Origin of the sequence: Roseospira visakhapatnamensis (assembly GCF_014197915.1) — a bacterium.
Classification (GTDB): Bacteria; Pseudomonadota; Alphaproteobacteria; order Rhodospirillales; family Rhodospirillaceae; genus Rhodospira; species Rhodospira visakhapatnamensis.
This window is the reverse complement of the sequence record NZ_JACIGK010000001.1, coordinates 245888-265471: the sequence shown is the minus strand read 5'-3', so window position 1 is coordinate 265471 and position 19584 is coordinate 245888. Positions and strand designations below refer to the sequence as shown.

The 19584-nt window shown below is 71.0% G+C and carries 14 protein-coding genes; 7 read left to right on the top strand and 7 right to left on the bottom strand.

Features of this window, described 5'->3' with window-relative positions; all coding sequences use genetic code 11:
• Positions 1 to 38 precede the first annotated feature (38 nt).
• Complete coding sequence (locus tag GGD89_RS01075; protein WP_184042239.1) at positions 39 to 1100, top strand: MraY family glycosyltransferase; 1062 nt, start codon at positions 39 to 41, stop codon at positions 1098 to 1100.
• On the opposite strand, the gene thrC is transcribed toward GGD89_RS01075, so the two are convergent.
• Positions 1075 to 2472 (bottom strand): threonine synthase, encoded by a 1398-nt coding sequence (thrC, locus tag GGD89_RS01070; protein ID WP_184042238.1) that lies wholly within the window; start codon positions 2470 to 2472, stop codon positions 1075 to 1077. The two genes, GGD89_RS01075 and thrC, sit on opposite strands and share 26 nt — an antisense overlap.
• A gap of 314 nt (positions 2473 to 2786) precedes the next feature.
• Here thrC and GGD89_RS01065 point away from each other — a divergent pair, with 314 nt between their 5' ends.
• From GGD89_RS01065 to ychF, 3 genes are all read left to right on the top strand, one after another.
• Positions 2787 to 3398: a 50S ribosomal protein L25/general stress protein Ctc gene (locus GGD89_RS01065; RefSeq protein ID WP_184042237.1), complete on the top strand. Its 612-nt coding sequence runs from the start codon at positions 2787 to 2789 to the stop codon at positions 3396 to 3398.
• 61 nt (positions 3399 to 3459) lie between these two features.
• A complete protein-coding gene (pth, locus tag GGD89_RS01060; RefSeq protein WP_184042236.1) occupies positions 3460 to 4185 on the top strand; it encodes an aminoacyl-tRNA hydrolase in 726 nt (241 codons plus the stop codon).
• Positions 4186 to 4218: 33 nt separating this feature from the next.
• A complete protein-coding gene (gene ychF / locus GGD89_RS01055) occupies positions 4219 to 5322 on the top strand; it encodes a redox-regulated ATPase YchF (protein ID WP_184042235.1) in 1104 nt (367 codons plus the stop codon).
• Between the two features lie 50 nt (positions 5323 to 5372).
• On the opposite strand, the gene GGD89_RS01050 is transcribed toward ychF, so the two are convergent.
• On the bottom strand, positions 5373 to 6152 hold the full coding sequence (locus GGD89_RS01050; RefSeq protein ID WP_184042234.1) for a potassium channel family protein: 780 nt from the start codon (positions 6150 to 6152) through the stop codon (positions 5373 to 5375).
• A gap of 276 nt (positions 6153 to 6428) precedes the next feature.
• Between GGD89_RS01050 and GGD89_RS01045 the strand changes: the two genes are divergently transcribed.
• The 3 genes from GGD89_RS01045 to GGD89_RS01035 all read left to right on the top strand — a co-directional run bounded on the left by GGD89_RS01045 (position 6429) and on the right by GGD89_RS01035 (position 13490).
• The gene (locus GGD89_RS01045) at positions 6429 to 8006 is read left to right on the top strand and encodes an ATP-binding protein (protein WP_184042233.1); all 1578 of its coding nucleotides are present in this window, start codon (positions 6429 to 6431) and stop codon (positions 8004 to 8006) included.
• Between the two features lie 268 nt (positions 8007 to 8274).
• Positions 8275 to 9930, top strand: a complete 1656-nt coding sequence (locus tag GGD89_RS01040; RefSeq protein ID WP_184042232.1) for a S41 family peptidase — start codon at positions 8275 to 8277, stop codon at positions 9928 to 9930.
• Positions 9931 to 10874: 944 nt separating this feature from the next.
• Positions 10875 to 13490: an Rne/Rng family ribonuclease gene (locus tag GGD89_RS01035; RefSeq protein ID WP_184042231.1), complete on the top strand. Its 2616-nt coding sequence runs from the start codon at positions 10875 to 10877 to the stop codon at positions 13488 to 13490.
• A gap of 197 nt (positions 13491 to 13687) precedes the next feature.
• On the opposite strand, the gene putP is transcribed toward GGD89_RS01035, so the two are convergent.
• From putP to GGD89_RS01010, 5 genes are all read right to left on the bottom strand, one after another.
• The gene (gene putP, locus GGD89_RS01030) at positions 13688 to 15148 is read right to left on the bottom strand and encodes a sodium/proline symporter PutP (RefSeq protein ID WP_184042230.1); all 1461 of its coding nucleotides are present in this window, start codon (positions 15146 to 15148) and stop codon (positions 13688 to 13690) included.
• Between the two features lie 362 nt (positions 15149 to 15510).
• Entirely contained in the window at positions 15511 to 16848 is a 1338-nt protein-coding gene (locus GGD89_RS01025; protein WP_184042229.1) for a substrate-binding domain-containing protein, read from the bottom strand.
• A gap of 4 nt (positions 16849 to 16852) precedes the next feature.
• Positions 16853 to 17074, bottom strand: a complete 222-nt coding sequence (locus GGD89_RS01020) for a hypothetical protein (protein ID WP_221238259.1) — start codon at positions 17072 to 17074, stop codon at positions 16853 to 16855.
• A gap of 14 nt (positions 17075 to 17088) precedes the next feature.
• Complete coding sequence (locus GGD89_RS01015; RefSeq protein WP_184042228.1) at positions 17089 to 18327, bottom strand: ABC transporter substrate-binding protein; 1239 nt, start codon at positions 18325 to 18327, stop codon at positions 17089 to 17091.
• The gene (locus GGD89_RS01010; protein WP_184042227.1) at positions 18324 to 19484 is read right to left on the bottom strand and encodes a prohibitin family protein; all 1161 of its coding nucleotides are present in this window, start codon (positions 19482 to 19484) and stop codon (positions 18324 to 18326) included. The genes GGD89_RS01015 and GGD89_RS01010 overlap by 4 nt, the downstream gene beginning before the upstream one ends.
• Positions 19485 to 19584 lie beyond the last annotated feature (100 nt).

Below are 19584 nucleotides of genomic sequence, written 5' to 3'. Positions count from 1 at the left end.
GTTTGTCTGCATCCCGTGGTTCCGGTATACGCGCGTCCATGATCCTGCTCGCCGCGCCGCACCCGCTGATCCTGGCCGCGCTGGCCGCCGTCCTGACGGTGGCCGGCGTCCGGCTGGCCGAACTCTGGCTGCGGCGGCGGGCGCTGCTGGACCATCCCAACGCCCGCTCCAGCCACAGCGTGCCCACCCCGCGCGGCGGCGGGCTGGCGGTGATGGCGGTCGCGGTGCCGCTGCTGGCCTGGGACGCGGCGACACGCCCGGCGACGATGGGCGGCGGCCTGCCCTGGGCGCTGATCCTGGGCGGCGTCGGGCTGGCGGTGGTGTCCTGGTGGGACGACCTGCGCAACCTGCCGGCGCGGGCGCGGCTGCTGGCCCACGTGATGGCCTGTGTCGCCGGACTGCTGCTGCTGCCGCTGCCGGGACCGGTGTTCCAGGGCTGGCTGCCCGGGGTCCTGGACCCCCTGGCGGCCGTCCTCGCCTGGGCCTGGTTCGTCAACCTGGTCAACTTCATGGACGGCATCGACGGCATCACCGGGGTGGAGACGGTCACCGTGGGGCTGGCCCTGGCACTGCTGGCGACGGTGCCGGCGGTGGGCGGACTGCCGGTGGCCGCGCCGCTGATCCTGGCCGGCGCCATGGCCGGGTTCCTGGTGTGGAACTGGCACCCGGCGCGGCTGTTCCTGGGCGACGTGGGCAGCGTGCCCCTGGGCTACCTGCTGGGGGGACTGCTGGTGATGCTGGCGGCGTCCGGGGCCTGGGCGGCGGCGCTGATCGCGCCGGCCTACTACTGGGGCGACGCCACCCTGACGCTGCTGGTCCGCGCCGCCCGCCGCCGGCCCCTGGCCCAGGCCCATCGCGAGCACGCCTACCAGCGCGCCGTTCAGGCGGGCCTGTCACACGCCCGGGTCAGCACGGTGATCGCCACCGTCAACGCCGTGCTGGTCGGCCTGGCGCTGGCGTCCGCCCTCTGGACGCCCTGGCCGCCGCTGGCCGCGGCGGCGGTCCTGGTGCTGGCGACCCTGGCCCTGCTGCACCGGCCGCCGCGCTGGCTGGGCGGCCGGACCCCGGCTCCGGCTAGCGCCCCAGCCCCGCGCGGATGACCGCCTGAAGGGCGCGGGTGTCGTTGGGGACCTCCCGGGACCGCTCCGGCCGCGTCATCAGGTCGGCCAGGCGATCCGGCAGCGCCGGACGGACCCCGGTGGCCCGCTCCACCGCGTCCGGGAACTTGGCCGGATGGGCGGTGGCCAGCGACACGGTGACCCCTCCCTCGTCGCGGCGCCCGGCCACGCCGCCGGCGACCACGCCGATGGCCGTGTGCGGGTCCACTGTCAGGCCCGTCGTATCCCGGATCAGGCGCATGGCCTCCAGGGTCTCGTCGTCGTCCAGCCGGTGCCCCCGGAACAGGCCCAGCAGCTCCTGGTGCAGGTCGGACGGAATCTGGTAGCGGCCGGACTGGCGGAACCCCTCCATGGCGGCGCGCACCTCGGCGGCGTCGCGGCCATGCATCTCGAACAGCAGGCGCTCGAAGTTGCTGGACACCTGAATGTCCATGCTGGGGCTGAGGGTCGGCTCCACCTTCTCCTGGACCATGACGCCGGTCTCCAGGAAGCGGGTGAGGATGTCGTTGCGGTTGGAGCCGACCACCAGACGGTCGATGGGCAGCCCCATCCGGCGCGCGACGTAGCCGGCGAAGATGTTGCCGAAGTTACCGGTGGGCACGCTGAAGCCGAAGGGCCGGTCCGGCGCCCCCAGGGCCACGCCGGCCCAGGCGTAATAGACCACCTGGGCCATGATGCGCGCCCAGTTGATGGAGTTGACCGCCGACAGGCCCACCTCGTCGCGGAAGCTGGGATCGCCGAACAGCGACTTCACCAGCGCCTGGCAGTCGTCGAAGGTGCCGTCCACGGCCAGGGTGTGCACGTTGGACGCGTCCACGGTGGTCATCTGCCGGCGCTGCACGTCGGAGACCCGGCCCTTGGGATAGAGGATGAAGATGTCGATGGCCGCGCGGTCGCGGCAGGCCTCGATCGCCGCCGAGCCGGTGTCCCCCGAGGTGGCGCCGACGATGGCCACCCGCCGGCCGGCGCGGGTCAGCAGCAGGTCGAACAGCGGCCCCAGGATCTGCAGCGCATGGTCCTTGAAGGCCAGGGTGGGACCGTGGAACAGTTCCATCAGCCAGTCGTGCGGACCGATCTGGCGCAGCGGCGCCACCGCCGGATGGTCGAAGCGGGCGTAGGCGGCCTCGACCAGGTCCGCCAGGTCCTCCTCGGTCAGGGCCGCGCCCACGTAGGGCAGCATGATCCGCACCGCCAGTTCGGCATGGGACAGGCCCCGCAGCGACCGCCATTCCTTCTCCTTGAGGACCGGCCAGTCGTCCGGCACGTAGAGGCCGCCGTCGTTGGCCAGCCCGGCCAGAACCACCTCGTCGAAGCCGAGAACGGGGGCCTTGCCCCGGGTGCTCACGTAGCGCACGACGACCAACCTCCCCTGTGGACCGCGAAAGACGTCACGGACCCTACGCCCAGGGCCGGGCGCGGGCAACAGGGTGCGCGGCAACGCGCGCCACGAGGCGCGCGCGTGATCGACGAGTCCCTGGACCCGCCCCACCAGAACCACCGGACAACGGACCGGAACGCCATCCTTGCCTTCCCTCGCCCCCCGCCCTATAAGGCCCCGTCCCGCGCCGCCCCGGTGGCGCGGTTTCGGCGTTGGCACCCCTGGAGGCCCGCGCCCATCCCCAGTCTGACCCGGCGCCCCTGGCGGCGCCTCACGGAGGTTCCAGAACCATGTCCGATATCAGCACGCTGCCGGTGCAGGGGCGCGAGCGGGCCGGTAAGGGCGCGGCCCGCGCGGTGCGCCGCGACGGTCTCGTCCCCGGCGTCATCTATGGCGACAAGCAGGAGCCGGTCCTCATCCAGATGGACCCGCGTCCGCTGTGGGCCGAACTGAACAAGGCCGGCTTCTATGCCCGCCAGTACCACCTGGACCTGGACGGCGCCCAGCACCGTGTCATGGCTCAGGCCGTGCAGTTCCATCCGGTCACCGACACCATCCAGCACGTGGACTTCCTGCGCATCAGCGCCACCTCGCGGGTGACCGCCGAGGTGCCGGTCCGCTTCCTGAACGACGAGGCATGCCCGGGCCTGAAGCGCGGCGGCGTGCTCAACGTGGTGCGCCACACGGTCGAGCTGGTCGGCACCCCGGACACCCTGCCGGAGCAACTGGACGTGGACCTGATCGGCTTCGACATGGGCGACTCCATCCATATCAGCGCCGTGACCCTGCCCGAGGGCGTGCGTCCGACCATCACCGACCGCGATTTCACCATCGCCACGGTGACCGCGCCGTCCGGCGTGAAGGCCGAGACCGAGGAGGACGACGAGGCGGCCGAGGACTGAGGTCCGCCCGCCCCGTCGCCCTGTCGTCGCCCTTGGGGCCTGACCAACCGGAGGGAGCGCCATGCTGCTGCTGGTGGGCCTGGGCAACCCGGGCGCGGCCTACGCCGGTCATCGGCACAACATCGGCTTCATGGCCGTGGACGCCATCGCGGCGCGCCACGGCCTGGGGCCGTTCCGGTCCAAGTTCCAGGCCCAGGTGGCCGATGGCCGACTCGGCGGGACGGCGGGCGACACCAAGGTCCTGCTGGTCAAGCCGCAGACCTTCATGAACCTGTCCGGTCAGGCGGTGGGCCAGGCGGCGCGCTTCCACAAGCTGACCCCGGCCGAGGTGATCGTCTTCCATGACGAACTGGACCTGGCCGCCGGCAAGGTGAAGGTGAAGACCGGGGGCGGGGCCGCCGGGCACAACGGCCTGCGCTCGCTCGACGCGCATCTGGGCAACGCGTACCGGCGGGTGCGCCTGGGCATCGGCCATCCGGGCGACAAGGCCCGGGTGCACGGCCATGTGCTGTCCGACTTCGCCAAGGCGGATCGCGATTGGCTGACGCCGCTTCTGGATGCGGTGGCGACACATGCGCCGCTGCTGGTGGCCGGGCGCGATTCCGATTTCATGAGCAAGGTTGCCCAGGCCACCCGGCCCCCCAAGCCCGGGAAACCGCCCAAGCCGAACTCGCCGCCGAAAGCCGAGGACGGCCCCGCGCCACCGCCGGCCGACACGCCGCCCCCGGCCACCGAGGCCGGGACCTCCCTGGGCCAGGCCCTTCTGAGGGCCCTGCGCGGGTCCTGATCCCCCACCGTTTCCCCACCACGAAGGCGACCCATGGGTTTCAATTGCGGCATCGTCGGCCTGCCCAACGTCGGCAAGTCCACGCTGTTCAACGCGCTGACCGCCACGGCGGCGGCTCAGGCGGCCAACTTCCCCTTCTGCACCATCGAGCCCAACGTGGGCCGGGTGGCGGTACCCGACGACCGGCTGGAGCGGCTGGCGGCGCTGGCCAAGTCGGCCAAGACCATTCCCACCCAGCTTGAGTTCGTGGATATCGCCGGGCTGGTACGCGGCGCCTCCAGGGGCGAGGGCCTGGGCAACCAGTTCCTGGCCAACATCCGCGAGACCGACGCCGTCGTCTCGGTGCTGCGCTGCTTCGAGGACGAGAACGTCACCCACGTGGACGGCGCGGTGGACCCGGTGCGCGACGCCGAGACCATCGAGACCGAACTGTTGCTGGCCGACCTGGAGAGCCTGGAGAAGCGCATCGTGCCCCTGGGCAAGAAGGCCAAGGGCGGCGACCCCGAGGCCAAGGCGCAGATCGCGGTGATGGAGCCGGCCCTGGCCCTGCTGCGCGAGGGCAAGCCGGCGCGCCTGGCGCGGCCGGACGATCCCGAGACGGACAGGATCTTCCGCCAGTTGACCCTGTTGTCCGCCAAACCGGTGCTCTACGTCTGCAACGTGGACGAGGACAGCGCCGCCGAGGGCAACGCGCTCTCCGCCCGGGTGGCCGAGAAGGCGGCGGCCGAGGGCGCGGCCCACGTCATCATCTCGGCGGCCATCGAGGCCGAGGTCGCGCAACTGGACGATCCCGAGGAGAAGACCGCCTTCCTGGCCGATCTCGGGCTATCGGAAACCGGCCTGACCCGGGTGATCCGCGCCGGCTACGGCCTGCTGGATCTGCTGACCTTCTTCACCGTGGGGCCGAAGGAGGCGCGCGCCTGGACCGTGCGCCGGGGCGCCCGGGCGCCGGAAGCCGCCGGGGTGATCCACACCGACTTCGAACGCGGCTTCATCCGCGCCGAGACCATCGCCTATGACGACTTCGTGGCCTGCGGCGGCGAGGCCGGCGCCAAGGAGGCCGGCAAGATGCGGTCGGAAGGCAAGGACTACGTCACCCGCGACGGCGATGTGTTCCACTTCCTGTTCAACGTATAAGGCTGGCCGCAGGGCCGGAGGGCCGGGCGGCGGGTGGCGCGGGCCGCGTGCTACCCCGTCCCCTCGGTCTCGATCTTCAGCACCGCGCCACAGTGCTTGCAGTGCACCGCGTCGGCGTCATGGCGGCCCAGTCCGCAGCTTTCGCAGGCGTGGCGGACTTTTGACGGCTGGAACACGGTCTGGGCCAGCCGCAGGAACAGGGCCACGCCGACCACCATGATGACCACCGACAGCAGCCGCCCGCCCTCGCCGGTCAGCGTGATGTCGCCGAAACCGGTGGTGGTGAGCGTGGTGACCGTGAAGTACAGCGCGTCGAGATAGCTGGTGATCGCCGGGTTGTCCCGATACTGAAGGGTGAAGACCAGCGCGGTGACCAGGAAGATGAAGGTCACCAGGTTGATGACGCTGATGATCACGTCCTCGTTGCGGCGGAAGAAGGCGGTCTCGCGGCGCAGGTCGCGCAGCACCCGGTAGGACTGGAACAGCCGGAACGAGCGCAGAATGCGCAGGAAGCCCAGATTCTGGGCCAACAGCGGCGCCAGCAGCAGCGAGAACACCACGATCAGGTCGATCACCATGATCGGCCGCACCAGGGCGCGCCGGGGGTTGGGCGCGATCCACAGCCGCGCCACCACGTCGGCCAGGATCACCAGGCCGATGGCCACGTCCGTCATCAGGATCCAGGGACGCGGCTCCATGGGCATGGTGGCGACGATGAAGGCGATGGAGCACAGGTCGAAGGCGATCAGGCCATAGCGGAAGAGCTTGGCGCGCCGGCTCAGCCCCGTGTACAGGCCGTTCACGCGCTGCTTCAGGCTCAAGGGGGTCATGGGTCCTCCGTCCGCGTCCCGGCCACCGTCGTCCCCAGGGTTTCGGCGCCGGCCGGGTCGTTCGGCCGGCCGACCGACGGCACGACCGGATCGGTATCACCATAGCCGACGCTGATCAGGGTGGCGACCGACCTCCCCCATGATCCTGAACAGGCCGCCGGCCCCGCCGGGTCGCACCCCACATCCTTTGGACGCGCGCAACCATTCCCTCCCTCTTTACCTTTGGAGCCCATTGGCCGTACCCTGGAGGAACCGTGCGGCCGGGAGCCTCAAGCCATGACCCCTGTCGCGCCACGGCGCGTCGTGATCCTCGCCGTCCTGGCCACCCTGGGCTGGACGGCGACGTTGGCTGTGTCCCTGGGCTGGGAACTCTCCTTGTTGAGGGACCAGGTCCTGGCGCTCGGCCGTTTTCAAGCCCAGGGCGCCTTCGACCGCGACCTCAGCTACAGGCTGTGGAACGCGGCGACCGGAGGCGTCTACGCCAGCGCCGAGGTGGTCGAGCCCAATCCCTATCTGGAGGTCGAGCACCGCGACCTGGATACGGTGGCCGGACCGCTGACCCTGGTCAATCCGGCCTACATGACGCGCATCGTGCATGGCATCGCCGCCAAACGCTCGGGCATCGTCAGCCATATCACCAGCCTGGAGCCCATCCGCCCGGCCAACGCCCCGGCCCCCTGGGAGCGCGAGGCCCTGGCAGGGTTCGCGGCCGGCGATACCGTCCACACCTCCGTGGTCACGGCCGACGACGGCGCCGAGGTGCTGCGCTTCATGCGCCCCTTGAGCGTCGAGGAACCCTGCCTCGCCTGCCACGAAAAGCAGGGCTACGCCGTCGGCGACGTGCGGGGCGGCATCAGCGTCATCGTGCCCCTGGCGCCCATCGCCGCCATCGTCGCGCCGACGCGCACGGCGTCGCTCATCGGCCACGCGAGCGTCTGGCTGCTGGGCCTGGTGGGCATCGGCCTGGGCGCGCTGGCCATGGTGCGCCTGGGCGCGCGGCTGGAGACGGCGCGGCACCGGGCCGAACAGACCGACCAGGCCAAGTCCCGCTTCCTGGCCACCATGAGCCACGAACTGCGCACGCCGCTGAACGCGGTGCTGGGGTTCTCCCAGGTCATGGAGCAGAACTTGTTCGGCCCCCTCGGAAGCGGGCAGTACGACGGGTACGCGCGCGACATCCGCAAGAGCGGCGAGCATCTTCTCGGGCTCATCAACGACGTCCTGGACCTGTCGAAGATCGAGTCCGGACGCCTGACCCTGGAAGACCAGCCCCTGTCGCTGGCCGACCGGACCCAGGACGCCCTGGAACTGATGCGCGAACAGGCACGCGGCGCCGGCCTGCGCCTGGACCACGACATCCCGCCGGACCAGCCCGACCTGCTGGGCGACCCCCGGGCGCTGCGACAGATGCTGCTCAACCTGCTGAGCAACGCGATCCGTTTCACGCCCACCGGCGGGCATGTGCGGGTGTCGGCCTCGGTGGACGAGCATGGCGGTCAGGCGTTGAGCGTGCGGGACACCGGCGTCGGCATCCCCGAGGATCAGCTTCACAAGGTCCTGCAGCCGTTCCACCAGGCGCCGACGCCACGCCAGCGGGGCGAGCGCGGCACCGGCCTCGGCCTCACGCTGGTCGAGGCGTTCATGGGCCTGCACGGCGGCACGGTGGAGATCCAGAGCCGTGTCGACGGGGGCACCACGGTGACGCTGCGCTTTCCCGCGCGGCGCTCGCTGGCGCCGTCGCCGCGCGATCGTCCGCGCGGCGGTCCCGAGAACCGGCCGCCGGCGGCCGGCGGCGACCCGGGCCAGCACCGGACCGACCCCGGGATCGCGCACGGCGCGCGGGCCAGGGCATGACCCAGCGCCTTCGTAGTGATTTGGAAACGGCTTTGCCTTAGACTACCTCGAACGTCTACCGTAGACGGTCATCCGCATCCCCGCCTCGCCGAGGGCGCGCGGCCCGTGACATCTCCGCTCCGCCTCGTCCTGCCGGCCTCGCCGGGTCCGGGCCGCGACGCCCCCCTCACCCCATGGGACAGGCGCGCGACGCCACCGAACGAGGGCGCGGCGGATGCGGACGGAACCGGGTGCGCTCCACGAACACGGTAACACGAGCCTGCGTCCCATGACCCTGCCTCCCCCGTCCCGCGTGCTGCCGGTCCTGTTGCTCGGGCTCGCGCTGACCGCCTGTTCGCTCACCGGCGACGAGCCGGCCATCCCCGGGTCCGCCCCCGAGACACCGGTCTCGCCGTCGGCGCCGGTAAGCCGCGACCTGTCGCTCCGCCCCTTCAGCAAGCCGGACGCGCGCCACATGTTCGCGCGGGGCTACGTGGCGGTCGCCAGCCGCTACATCGAGCCGGTGAACCTCGCCGACTTCGTGGTCGCCGGCCTGCGCGGTCTCACCAGCCTGGACGCGCGCCTGGATGCGCGCATCGTCGGGGCGACGGTCGAGGTGCTGTACGACGGCCGGCGGGTCGCCGCCTTCGACCGCCCGGACCAGGACCACGGCGGCGCCTGGGCCGACCTGACCCTGGACGCCGTGCAGGCCGCCCGCGCGGTCTCGCCCGATCTGGCGTCGGCCGACGCCGAGGCCCTGTACGACGCCCTGTTCGACGCCGCGCTGGCCAGCCTGGATCCCTTCTCGCGCTACGCCGGGGCCGAGGAGGCGCGTCTGAACCGGGGCAGCCGCAACGGCTTCGGCGGCATCGGCATCGTCTTCGACGTCTCCGAGGACGGCATCGTCCGGGTCGAAGAGGTGGTGCGGGGCGCCCCGGCGGAGGCCGCCGGCCTGCGCGCGGGCGACCGCATCGTCAGCGTCGACGGGCGACCGCTGGAGCGCGCCGACATGACCCTGGTGCGCAACCTGCTGCGCGGACCGGTGGGCGCCAGCGTCCGCCTCGGCGTGGACCGGGGCGGGCAACGCCTGTCGGTGACCATCCGGCGCGGCCTGATCGTCATGCCCACGGTCGAGTTGACGTTTGACGGCGATATCGCGGTGATGCGGGTGAGCAGCTTCAACCAGGCCACCACCGAGGCCGTGGCCGAGGCCGTGCGCGCGGCGCGCCGCCAAGCCGGCGCCGGCGCCGGCCCGGCCGCCGGACCCCGGGGCCTGATCATCGACATGCGCGGCAACCCGGGGGGCCTGCTGGATCAGTCGGTCACCATGGCCGACCTGTTCCTGGATGGCGGCACCATCGTCTCCACCCGGGGCCGCCATCCCGAGGCCCGCCAGTACTACAGCGCCACCGGCGGCGACGTCGCCGGGGGCCTGCCCATCGTCGTGCTGATGGACGGCGAGTCGGCCTCGGCTGCCGAGATCGTCGCCGCCGCCCTGCAGGACGGGGGCCGCGCCGTGGTCATCGGCACCACCAGCTACGGCAAGGGCACGGTGCAGACGGTCATCCAGCTTCCCAACGGCGGCGAGATCACGCTCACCTGGTCGCGGTTCCACAGCCCGTCCGGCTATGTGCTGCACGGCCTGGGGGTTCCGCCGGTGGCCTGCACCAGCGGCCGGGCCGACCAGACCGGCCCCCGCGTGGTGGACAGCGTGCTTGAGGACCTGCGCACGCACGCCCTGCACATCGCCCGGCGCCTGTCGTCCTGGCAGCACACCGCCTATGAGGACACCGAGCGGCGGCGCCAGTTGCGCGCCCTGTGCCCGGCCGAGCCCCACGAGATCAACGGCCTGGACGAAGTGGTGGCGCGCCGCCTGATCGCCGACCCGGGCCTGTATGCGCGGGCCGTCGGGCTGGTGCGGGCCAACGCCGCCCTGCGCCCGTGACCGGGATCCCGGCGCCGGCCTCCGACGCGGCGCGGCCGCGTGGTCCCTTGCCGTCGCCCGAGACCGTCACGTTTTTTGGGGAACCTATATTTTTACGAGAAGACCAACACACCTAATAAGCGGAATCGGTTGCGGTGCCCCGTCGCGCCCCGCCCGGAGTCCCGTCCAGGCGAGATTGCGTCCCCAGGACCGCGCAAGGACTATTGTCCCCCGCCAGACAGCGCACTATTCTCGGAGATGGCGGTTCATCGTCGGGACGCTCCTTCTTTCGGACCATCCCGGCCGAATCGTTCGGACCGGCGCTCCCCGTACCGCGAGGCGGGCGTCGACTCCGGAACCACAGCCGAGAGGCATCCTCACATCGCCAACGACCTCGCGCGCGTCGCGTGAGGACCGTGGCCAGGAGGGCACGATACCCACGGGAAGACGTGGCCGCAGGGCCCGGGCTTCCTGGTCCGGCACCGACCCCGGCGCATCCGGCGTCACGCGCGTGACGTCCGCCTGTCCGCCGCGAGGGTCCACGGCCCCCGGACCGCCTCCGACCGCCCGGTTCGCGCCGGTGGTCAGACCGCTAGGACCCACACGACCCCGACCGACGATCACGAGGCACAGGATCGCCGGAGTTCGGTCGGGGATCGATACGATTGCCAACAGGTGTTCGAGACCGGGCCGGCGATGCCCGGACCGGAGGATCGCTCCCATGTCCATGGTCCATCTCGTCCCGATCCGGCCAGCGCCCGGGCGCCCCTCGCGGGGCGGTCCGAGGCGCGCCGCGGGATGTCCCGGAGCGTGGGCCGGGCGGCGAGGCCGCGCGCCCTGGGCGCCGGCCGCGACCGCCAGGACGATCCCCGCCGCGCCGGTCCCTGGTCTCTTGTCAGGACATGACCCCGGTGCCCCCGCGACAGCGGGCCGGCCGCCGAGGTCTCCACGGAGATCACCCCTTCATGACCAAGCGCATGCTCATCGACACGAGCCACCCGGAAGAAACCCGGGTGGTCGTCCTGGACGGGAACCGTCTGGAAGAATTTGACGTCGAAACCAGTACCAAGAGACAGATCAAGGGCAACGTTTATCTGGCCAAGATTGTCCGCGTCGAACCGTCGCTTCAGGCCGCCTTCGTTGAATATGGCGGTAATCGCCACGGCTTCCTGGCCTTCAACGAAATTCACCCCGACTATTACCAGATTCCCGTCGCCGACCGGCAAGCGTTGCTCGCCGAGCAGGAAGCCCGCCAGCGCGCCGCCGACGAGGAAGAGGAGCGCAGCGCCGACGGCGGGGGCAACGGAGCCGGCGAGGACGTCGAGGTTCTGGGCGGCGAGGAGACGGTGTCCGCCGCGACCCCCTCGATCCCATTGAACGGCCTGCGCCACTACAAGATCCAGGAGGTCATCAAGCGCCGCCAGATCGTGCTGGTGCAGGTGGTCAAGGAAGAGCGCGGCAACAAGGGCGCGGCCCTGACCACCTATCTGTCGCTGGCCGGCCGCTACTGCGTGTTCATGCCCAACACGGCGCGGGGCGGCGGCGTGTCCCGCAAGATCAGCAGCCAGACCGACCGGCGCCGCCTCAAGTCCATCCTCGGCGACCTGCACGGTCCGGCCGGCGGATCGGTGATCCTGCGCACCGCCGGGGCCGAGCGCAGCAAGGCCGAGATCAAGCGCGACTTCGACTTCCTGATGCGCCAGTGGGAGCAGATCAAGGACACGACGCTGAAGTCCATCGCACCGTCGCTGATTCATGAGGAAGGCAACCTCATCAAGCGGGCCATGCGCGACATCTACACCCGCGACATCGAGGAGATCATCGTCGACGGCGAGGACGGCTATCGCGGCGCCAAGGACTTCATGAAGATGCTGACGCCCTCCCACGCCCGGAAGGTGCAGCCCTACCGCGACCACGCCATGCCGCTGTTCCACCGCTTCCAGGTGGAAAGCCAGCTTGACGCCATGCACAGCCCGGTGGCCAACCTGCGCTCCGGCGGCTATCTGGTGTTCAACCAGACCGAGGCCCTGGTGGCCATCGACGTCAACTCGGGCAAGGCCACCAAGGAGCGGCATATCGAGGAAACGGCCCTCAAGACCAACCTGGAGGCCGCCGACGAGGTCGCCCGGCAGTTGCGCCTGCGCGACCTGGCCGGGCTGATCGTCATCGACTTCATTGACATGGACGACGGCCGCAACAACGCCGCCGTCGAGCGCCGCCTGAAGGAAGCGCTGAAGCAGGACCGCGCGCGCATCCAGGTGGGCCGCATCAGCGCCTTCGGCCTGATGGAAATGTCGCGCCAGCGGCTGCGCCCCAGCCTGATGGAAACCGCCTTCCACACCTGCCGGCATTGCCACGGCACGGGCGTGGTGCGCTCCATCGAGTCCACGGCCATCCACATGCTGCGCGTGATCGAGGAAGAGGGCGTGCGGCGCCGCTCGTCCGAGGTCACCCTGAAGGTGCCGACGCCGGTCGCGCTCTACATCCTCAACAACAAGCGAGCCATGCTGGCGGCCATCGAGGCCCGCTACGACTTCCGCGTCGTCATCGAGGGCGACGAGGCGCTGATCATTCCCGACTTCGGCCTGGACCGGGTGCAGGCGCAGCGCGGCGAGGGTGACGGCCCCGCGACGGCGAGCGAGACCGCGCCCGTCGAGGACACCCACCCCGAGGACGAGGACGAGACCGAGGACGACGGCGACACCGGGAGCGACGCCGGGGGCGGCACCGAACGCGCCAACGGCGAGGACGACGACGCCACGCGGGCCAGCGGCAAGAAGCGCCGGCGCCGGCGGCGCCGGCCGCGCCGGGACAGCGACGACCGCGCGGAGAGCAACGACAACACGCGCCCGGACGACGATGGCGAGGACGAGTCCCGGGACGATACCGCCGCGCCCCCCGGCGCGGACGCGAGCGACGCCAGCCGGGATAATGACGACGACTCCGCCGACACCGACCGCGAGGACGCCGAGACCACGGACGGCGATACGGAGACCGACGGCGAGGGCGAGAGCCGGTCGCGCCGCCCCCGCCGGCGCCGAGGCGGACGCCGCAATCGCGGTCGGCGCGGCGAGGAGACGGGTAGCGAGGAGACGGGTAGCGAGGAGACGGGCGGTGAGAACGGGACGGACGGCCCCACCCCCGCCAATGATGCCAACGACGCCAACGGCGCCACGGACGCGGCGGACACCGACGACAGCCAGGATAACGGGGACGGCGAGGACGAGGGCGCGGTCGCCCTGATGGAAGCGGTCGAGACGGACTGGGCCGACCCCGACGCACCCCAGCCCCAACGCGAAACGGAACCCGAGACGGTGACCGCCGAGGAACGGGACGACGCCGGGGCCGATGGGGACGCGGCCGCCGATCCGACCCCGGCCGAGGCACCGCCCGCCGCCGAGGACGAAACGCCCCCGGCCGCGCCGCCCCTGGAGCCGGTCGCCGAAGAGGCCGCCTCGCCGGCGGAGACACCCGAAACGGTCAATCCACAGATGGACGGCCCCCAAGTGGATGCTTCCGACACGGATGCCGTCGACGAGGCGCAGAGCGGAGGAGGCCGCCGGGGCTGGTGGCAGCGCTGACCGGTCGGGACGGGGGACAGGACAGCGGCCGAACCGGCCCGCCACCCGGCCACCCCCGCTCCCTGCCCCAAGGAAACGCAGGGAGAGGGGATGGGCCGGTGACGCCCAGGCCCCGTTTCGCGGGGCCTGGTTTTCCTTGAGATGGGGCGCCTTTCAGGCGCCCCACGTCGAGTGGTCGCAGTCGTCCACCACCGGTCTCAGCGCCACATCGCCCGGATGCGGTCGTACTCCACCAAGGTCTCCTCGCTGGCGGGCTTGCCGAACAGAGACACCAGGATGGCGACGCCCCCACAGACGATGAAGCCGGGCAGGATTTCATAAAGGTCGAACAGGCCGCCGGTCTGCGCCTTCCAGACCACCACCGTCACGGCGCCGGAGACCATCCCGAACAGGGCGCCGTTGCGGCTGAGGCCGCGCCACATCAGGCTGAGCAGCACGATCGGCCCGAAGGCGGCGCCGAACCCGGCCCAGGCATAGGAGACCAGGGACAACACCGAACTGTCCCGGTCGGTGGCCAGCAGGGTGGCGATCAGGGCGATGATCACCACCGAAATCCGGCCGACCCAGACCAGTTCCGTCTCCGGGGCCTCCTTGCGCAGGATCTGGCGGTAGAAGTCCTCGGTGATGGCCGAGGAGGACACCAGAAGCTGACTGTCGATGGTGGACATGACGGCGGCCAGGATCGCGGCCAGCAGAATTCCCGACACCATCGGGTGGAACAGGACCTGACTCAGCACGATGAAGACCTTTTCGGGGTCGTCGAGTTGGTCCGGTCCGAAGTAGGCGATGGCGATGGAGCCCGTGAACATGGCGCCGAACAGGCCGATCACCATCCAGCCCATCCCGATCAGGCGCGCCAGGGGAATGTCGGAGACCCGCCGGATGGCCATGAAGCGGGCCAGGATGTGCGGCTGACCGAAGTAGCCGAGGCCCCAGGCGGCCAGCGAAATGATGCCCAGCACCGTCATGTCGTGGAAGGCATCCAGGAACTCCGGGTTCGTCTCGGCGACGGCGGCGGTCACGGCGTCCCAGGAGCCGACCTGTTGCAGGGTGACGAACGGGATGACGATCAGCGCCAGGAACATCAACGTGCCCTGCACGAAGTCGGTCCAGGACACGGCCAGGAAACCGCCCAGGAAGGTGTAGGCAATGATGACGGCGGCGCCGATCCACAGGGCCGCGTCATAGGGCATGTCGAAGGTCGCCTCGAACAGCTTGGCGCCGGCGACCAGACCGGATGACGTGTAGAAGGTGAAGAACAGCAGGATCACCACCGCCGACAACACCCGCAGCAGCCGGGTTTCGTCCGAGAAGCGGTTTTCCAGGAAATCCGGCAGGGTCAGGGCGTTGCTCGCCTGCTCGGTGTAGATGCGAAGGCGCGGCGCCACCAGCTGCCAGTTCAGATAGGCACCGACCGACAGGCCGATGGCGATCCAGATCTGGTTCATGCCGGCGGCGAACAGCGCACCGGGAAGGCCCAGCAGCAGCCACCCGGACATGTCCGAGGCCCCGGCGGACAACGCGGTGACGCCCGGACCGAGCGATCGCCCGCCCAGGATATAGTCGGACAGGCTGTCGGTCAGGCGGAAGGCGATGATGCCAATGGTCACCATGCCGATCAGATAAACAACAAAGGTCAGGGTTGTCGCGTTCACCATGGTCTCATCCCTCCCCGCGTCGCGCGCCGAGAACGTGGACAAGCCACGACAGCAGGGAGAGAAGGACCACAAGAGGCATGGGAATCAGCAACCAGTACCAGGTTGCCGTCGTCAGGGTCGCATCCATGGGCAGGTCGTCCGCTGTTGGGAGTGATCGTCTCCTCCACGGGCCAGACGATGGCCATCCGCCACCGCGTGCCCCCGACGCGCACCAGGACGCACCCACGCGCGCCAGGGAACCACCGCGCATCACATGGAGGAGGGTTGCGAGTCTCTCCATAGTCCGGTCCGGCCCGGGACGTAACCTCTTTTGTCCCGTGTCCCGGGCTCCGGCCGGTCGTCGAACCGCCGGCGAGGCCGCGTCACCGGGCCGCGTCCGGCCCGTCCTCCGGCCCCGGCTCCCGATCGGCGCCGCGACGGGTGAGCACCGCGATCCGCTGTTGGGCGCGGCGCGCGAACACCCCGTCCGGAAAGACCGACAGATAGGTGCGGATGGTGTCGGGATCGTCGCTGTGGCGCACGGCGCGCCACAACGCGGTCTCGATGGTGCGCAGGCGGGTGTGCGGCGAGAGGCCGTCGCCATCATCCCCGGCATGCCCGCCCATGGTGTCCGGCACGGCGATCAGCGCACCCGCGCGCGCGGCATGGTCGGCGCGGATCTCCTCGGGCAACGGCACGAGGCCCACATGCGTCAGCGATCCCGCCGGTCCCGACAGGGCGGGATCCATGACCATGGCGATGAACGCTCGCAGGCCCGGGATCAGGTCGACGTGGTCCGGTTTGACGATCAGGTACAGCGGGCGGGCGGCGGGATAGTCGGCGATGCGCGCGCGGGTGGGGGGGACGCCGTCGATCGGAAGCCCCACCAGCGCCGCCGCCGCCGCGACATCCGACGGCCGAAGCAACGCGATGGCGCCGTCGCCGGCCCGCGCCTTCAGGGTCGCCACCAGATCCTCGGACGGCGCGCTCAGGCGCTCGACCGCCGCATCGTCGCGCAGGGCGCCGCAGGGCGCCGCCGGCGTCTGGAGCCCCATCACATCCCGACAGCCGCGCGCCAGGATACTCTCGGCCAGGATATCGGTCGCCGTGGTGGCGACGGGCGGCAGCACGACACGGATCGGCAGGTCCGGCAACGCCGGATCGATGGCCGACCAGCGCCGATACGGGTTGGCCACCAGCGCCGGGCGGGACTCGTCGGCCGTCGCGGGATCCGGCACCCGCGCCGCCAGCGCCAGGAACAGGTGTCGCGCTGTCAGCGCCAGGGGCGGCCCCTCCTCCCGGCGCGCCGTGGCCAGCACCACGGTATCGAACCCCACCGGCAGCGAGAGCACGTCGCCGACCATGTTGTCCCGGCAGCGCGCGCGTTCGGCGTCGTCGATCGGACGGGTGGCCATCGCCACATCGGGGAAGCCAGCGCCGAGCCCCCCGCACAGCAGCTTCAACACCGCCCGCGTTTCGGTCGTCTCGACGCGGGGGTACTTGAAGCGCGTGGACTGGCCGAAGTGCTCGACCAGATGCGAGACATAGGGATGGGTCGCCCGCGAGCCGATCACGCTGACATAGTCGCGGCCGGCCTGCGCATGGGCGGAACCCGCCGCCGCCAGCACCATCGCCAGGACCGGCGCCACCCCCAGCGGCGCGCGCGAGACCCGCGCGGTGGCCGCGCGACATCCCCGGCGAGGCGACGCGCGTCCGGGCACCGGATCAGAGGTCCCGGCCGCAGTCGCAGGACCGGACCTTGTCCCGGGTCCAGTCGCGGCGGGGATCGGACACGGCCACCAGCAACGCCCCAATCACCGGTGTCAGGACCAGCGAGGCGAAGAAGTATCCCCACCCGCCCATCTTCCGGCGGCGCCCGATGATGCCCAGGATGGCGCACAAGCCCACGTAGCCCGTCACCAGAAACGGCGTAGACAGCAGCGGCACGGCGAAGCCTCCCCTCAAGCGGATGATCGCGGACACGGCGCGTCGGCCGGCGCCCCCTGGTCCCCGGGCAGCGGCGAGACCGCCCCCGCCGGACCGAAGACCAGGATGTCGCCCTTCTCCAGCGTCGCGAACGCGACGTCCTTGGTGTAGATGCTGCCGCGCCGATCGAACGAATGGCGGCCGGTCAATCCGCGCCATGCCAACGTGTATCGCAGCACGGTTGCAATGCTGAGCGGCACGGTCGCGTTCGCCTGACGCATCGCATGGGCGAGCAGCCCCATGGCATCATACCCCTGGGCGGCCCAGGCATCGGGGGCACAGCCAACCCTGTCGGTGAACGCCTGGCGGAACCGGCGCACCCGGGGTGACCCGCCATAGGGGTTGAACAGGCTCGGCATGGCGATGCGCGGCGTCTCGCGCCCGACCCGGCGCCGCAGGGCCACCGGATCGGTCACCCGGCCGAGGACACAGTGGGTGTTCAGGGACATCTCCAGGGCCTGGCCGATAATGGCGCCGGCCGCCGCCCCGTCGGTGAGCAGCAGCAGGGCGTCATGGGGAAACGCCCCCAGGTCGGCCAGCAGGTCGCGAAAGGTCTCGCGGCCGGTGAAGAAGGACCGCTGCACGGCAATGGTCATGTCCAGGGTGGTGGCCTGTGCCGCGAACACGTGGCGCAGGGGCGCCGCGCGGTTGTCCCGGTGGCTGAGGATGGCGATGCGCCGGTACCCGAGGCTCGAACAGAAGGTCGCGGCCTGGCGGATGATGTCCTCGTCGCTGGGAATGGTGCTGAACACGTATCGGAACCCGAACCCATGCATGCCGTGGTCGGCCATGGTGGCGTTGAGGAACAGAACGCCGCTGTCCTCGTAGAGGATCGATGCCGGGCCGGCGCCGGCCGGCACCGTGTGGCCGAGGACGGCGATCAGGGAGGGTTCGCGGACGAGCGCGCGCGCGCGGTCGCGCGCCCCGGCGCGGGGGTCGGCGGCGCCGGACTCGTCGGGAAGCACCGTCAGCGTGACCGGCCGGCCCAGAACACCACCGCCGGCGTTCAGGTCCTCGACCGCCAGTTCGACGCCCTCCAGCAGCAGCGCGTCGGGCCGGCGGGTCCAGACCACGCCGATGTCGATGGTGCCCTCGCCGCTCCGGTCACGCTCGGCCGCCAGGGCGGCGCGCTCGTCGGCGTCGGCCCGTCCGCAGGCCGTGGTCAGGGTCGCCAGCCCCGCCGCGCCAACCGCCAGGAAGCCGCGCCGATTCACGGCCCGGCCAGCCGCGCGGCGGGCAGCACCGACGCCGAGGTCGACGGGATCACCGGCGACGCCCCCGGGTCGGCACCGGCGCCGGGTCCGGGGGGCGTCCCGGGGGGCGTCCCGGGGGGCGTCCCGGCGGGCACCACGCCACACGACCCGAGGGCCGGCAGGGTGGCGGCCGGGTCGTCGGAACCCGGGTTCAGGATCACCGGCAACCCGCCATCGCCGCCGCCGATGACGATCATCTTGCTGTTGGCCGAACGCGCGAGATCCAGGGTCGCCATGACCCCGTGAAAGCGCAGGATGTCCGGGGTGAGGGTCGCCTGGACATTGGTCTGGAAGTCGCGGATGCCCCGGGATTCGATCCTCTTGCGCTCCGCTTCCTGCTGTTCGCGGGCCAGACGGAATTCGTAGGCCTTCCAGCGCTGCTGCTGAACCAGCTTCTCGGCGATGGCGGCGTGCACCTCCTCCGGCAGCGTCACCGAACGGATGATGACATCGTCGATGAACACGAACTTCTGGCCGGCTTCCTCGATCGCCTTGACGACGATGTTGGTCAGGATGCCTTCCTTGTTGGTGTAGACATCCTCGGGGTCGTGGCGCCCGATATTGCGACGCAACACGGACTCCACCTCCGGCACCACGATCTTCTGGACATAGTCCGGGCCGACCCGCTGATGCAGGAGGCCGACCAGATCGTATTCCGGGTAAAACCGGATCGACAAGGATAACGAAATGGGCAGGCCCTTGTTGGTCAGGACCCGGAGGTCCTGGCGCACGGTCTGGACGCGCACGTCGTAGACGTACATCCGGTTCCAGGGCTTCAGAATGTGCAGACCCTCGGGATACACGTAGTCCGTCACGGTCCCCCCATGAAACGGGCGATACAAGGCGCCCGCCTCGCCGGGATGGATCAGCACCAGCAACCCGTTCCACAAGTACAGAAGGACCAGCAGGACCACCAGGACCGTGACGGCGGCCAGCGGCAGCAGGCCGTCGCCGAGGACCCCCGCGACGCGACCCAGTCCGCCCCGGACTCCGTCGCCGTCGGGCCGGCCATCGTTGAAGCCGTCGTCGTCCAGCGCGGACCGGCCCGCCCCGGCCCCCGCGCCGCCTGGGGACCCGGACGCGTCCGCGTGCCGGCCCGTGCGCCTGAAGAAGCCCATGCCGCTTGTGTCCCCACCCCCTCGGGGGTCGGCCCGGACCGGCCGTCCCCACTGACCGGGTCAGACCCCCGGGTGCCCCCGTCCATGCCCCGTCCATGCC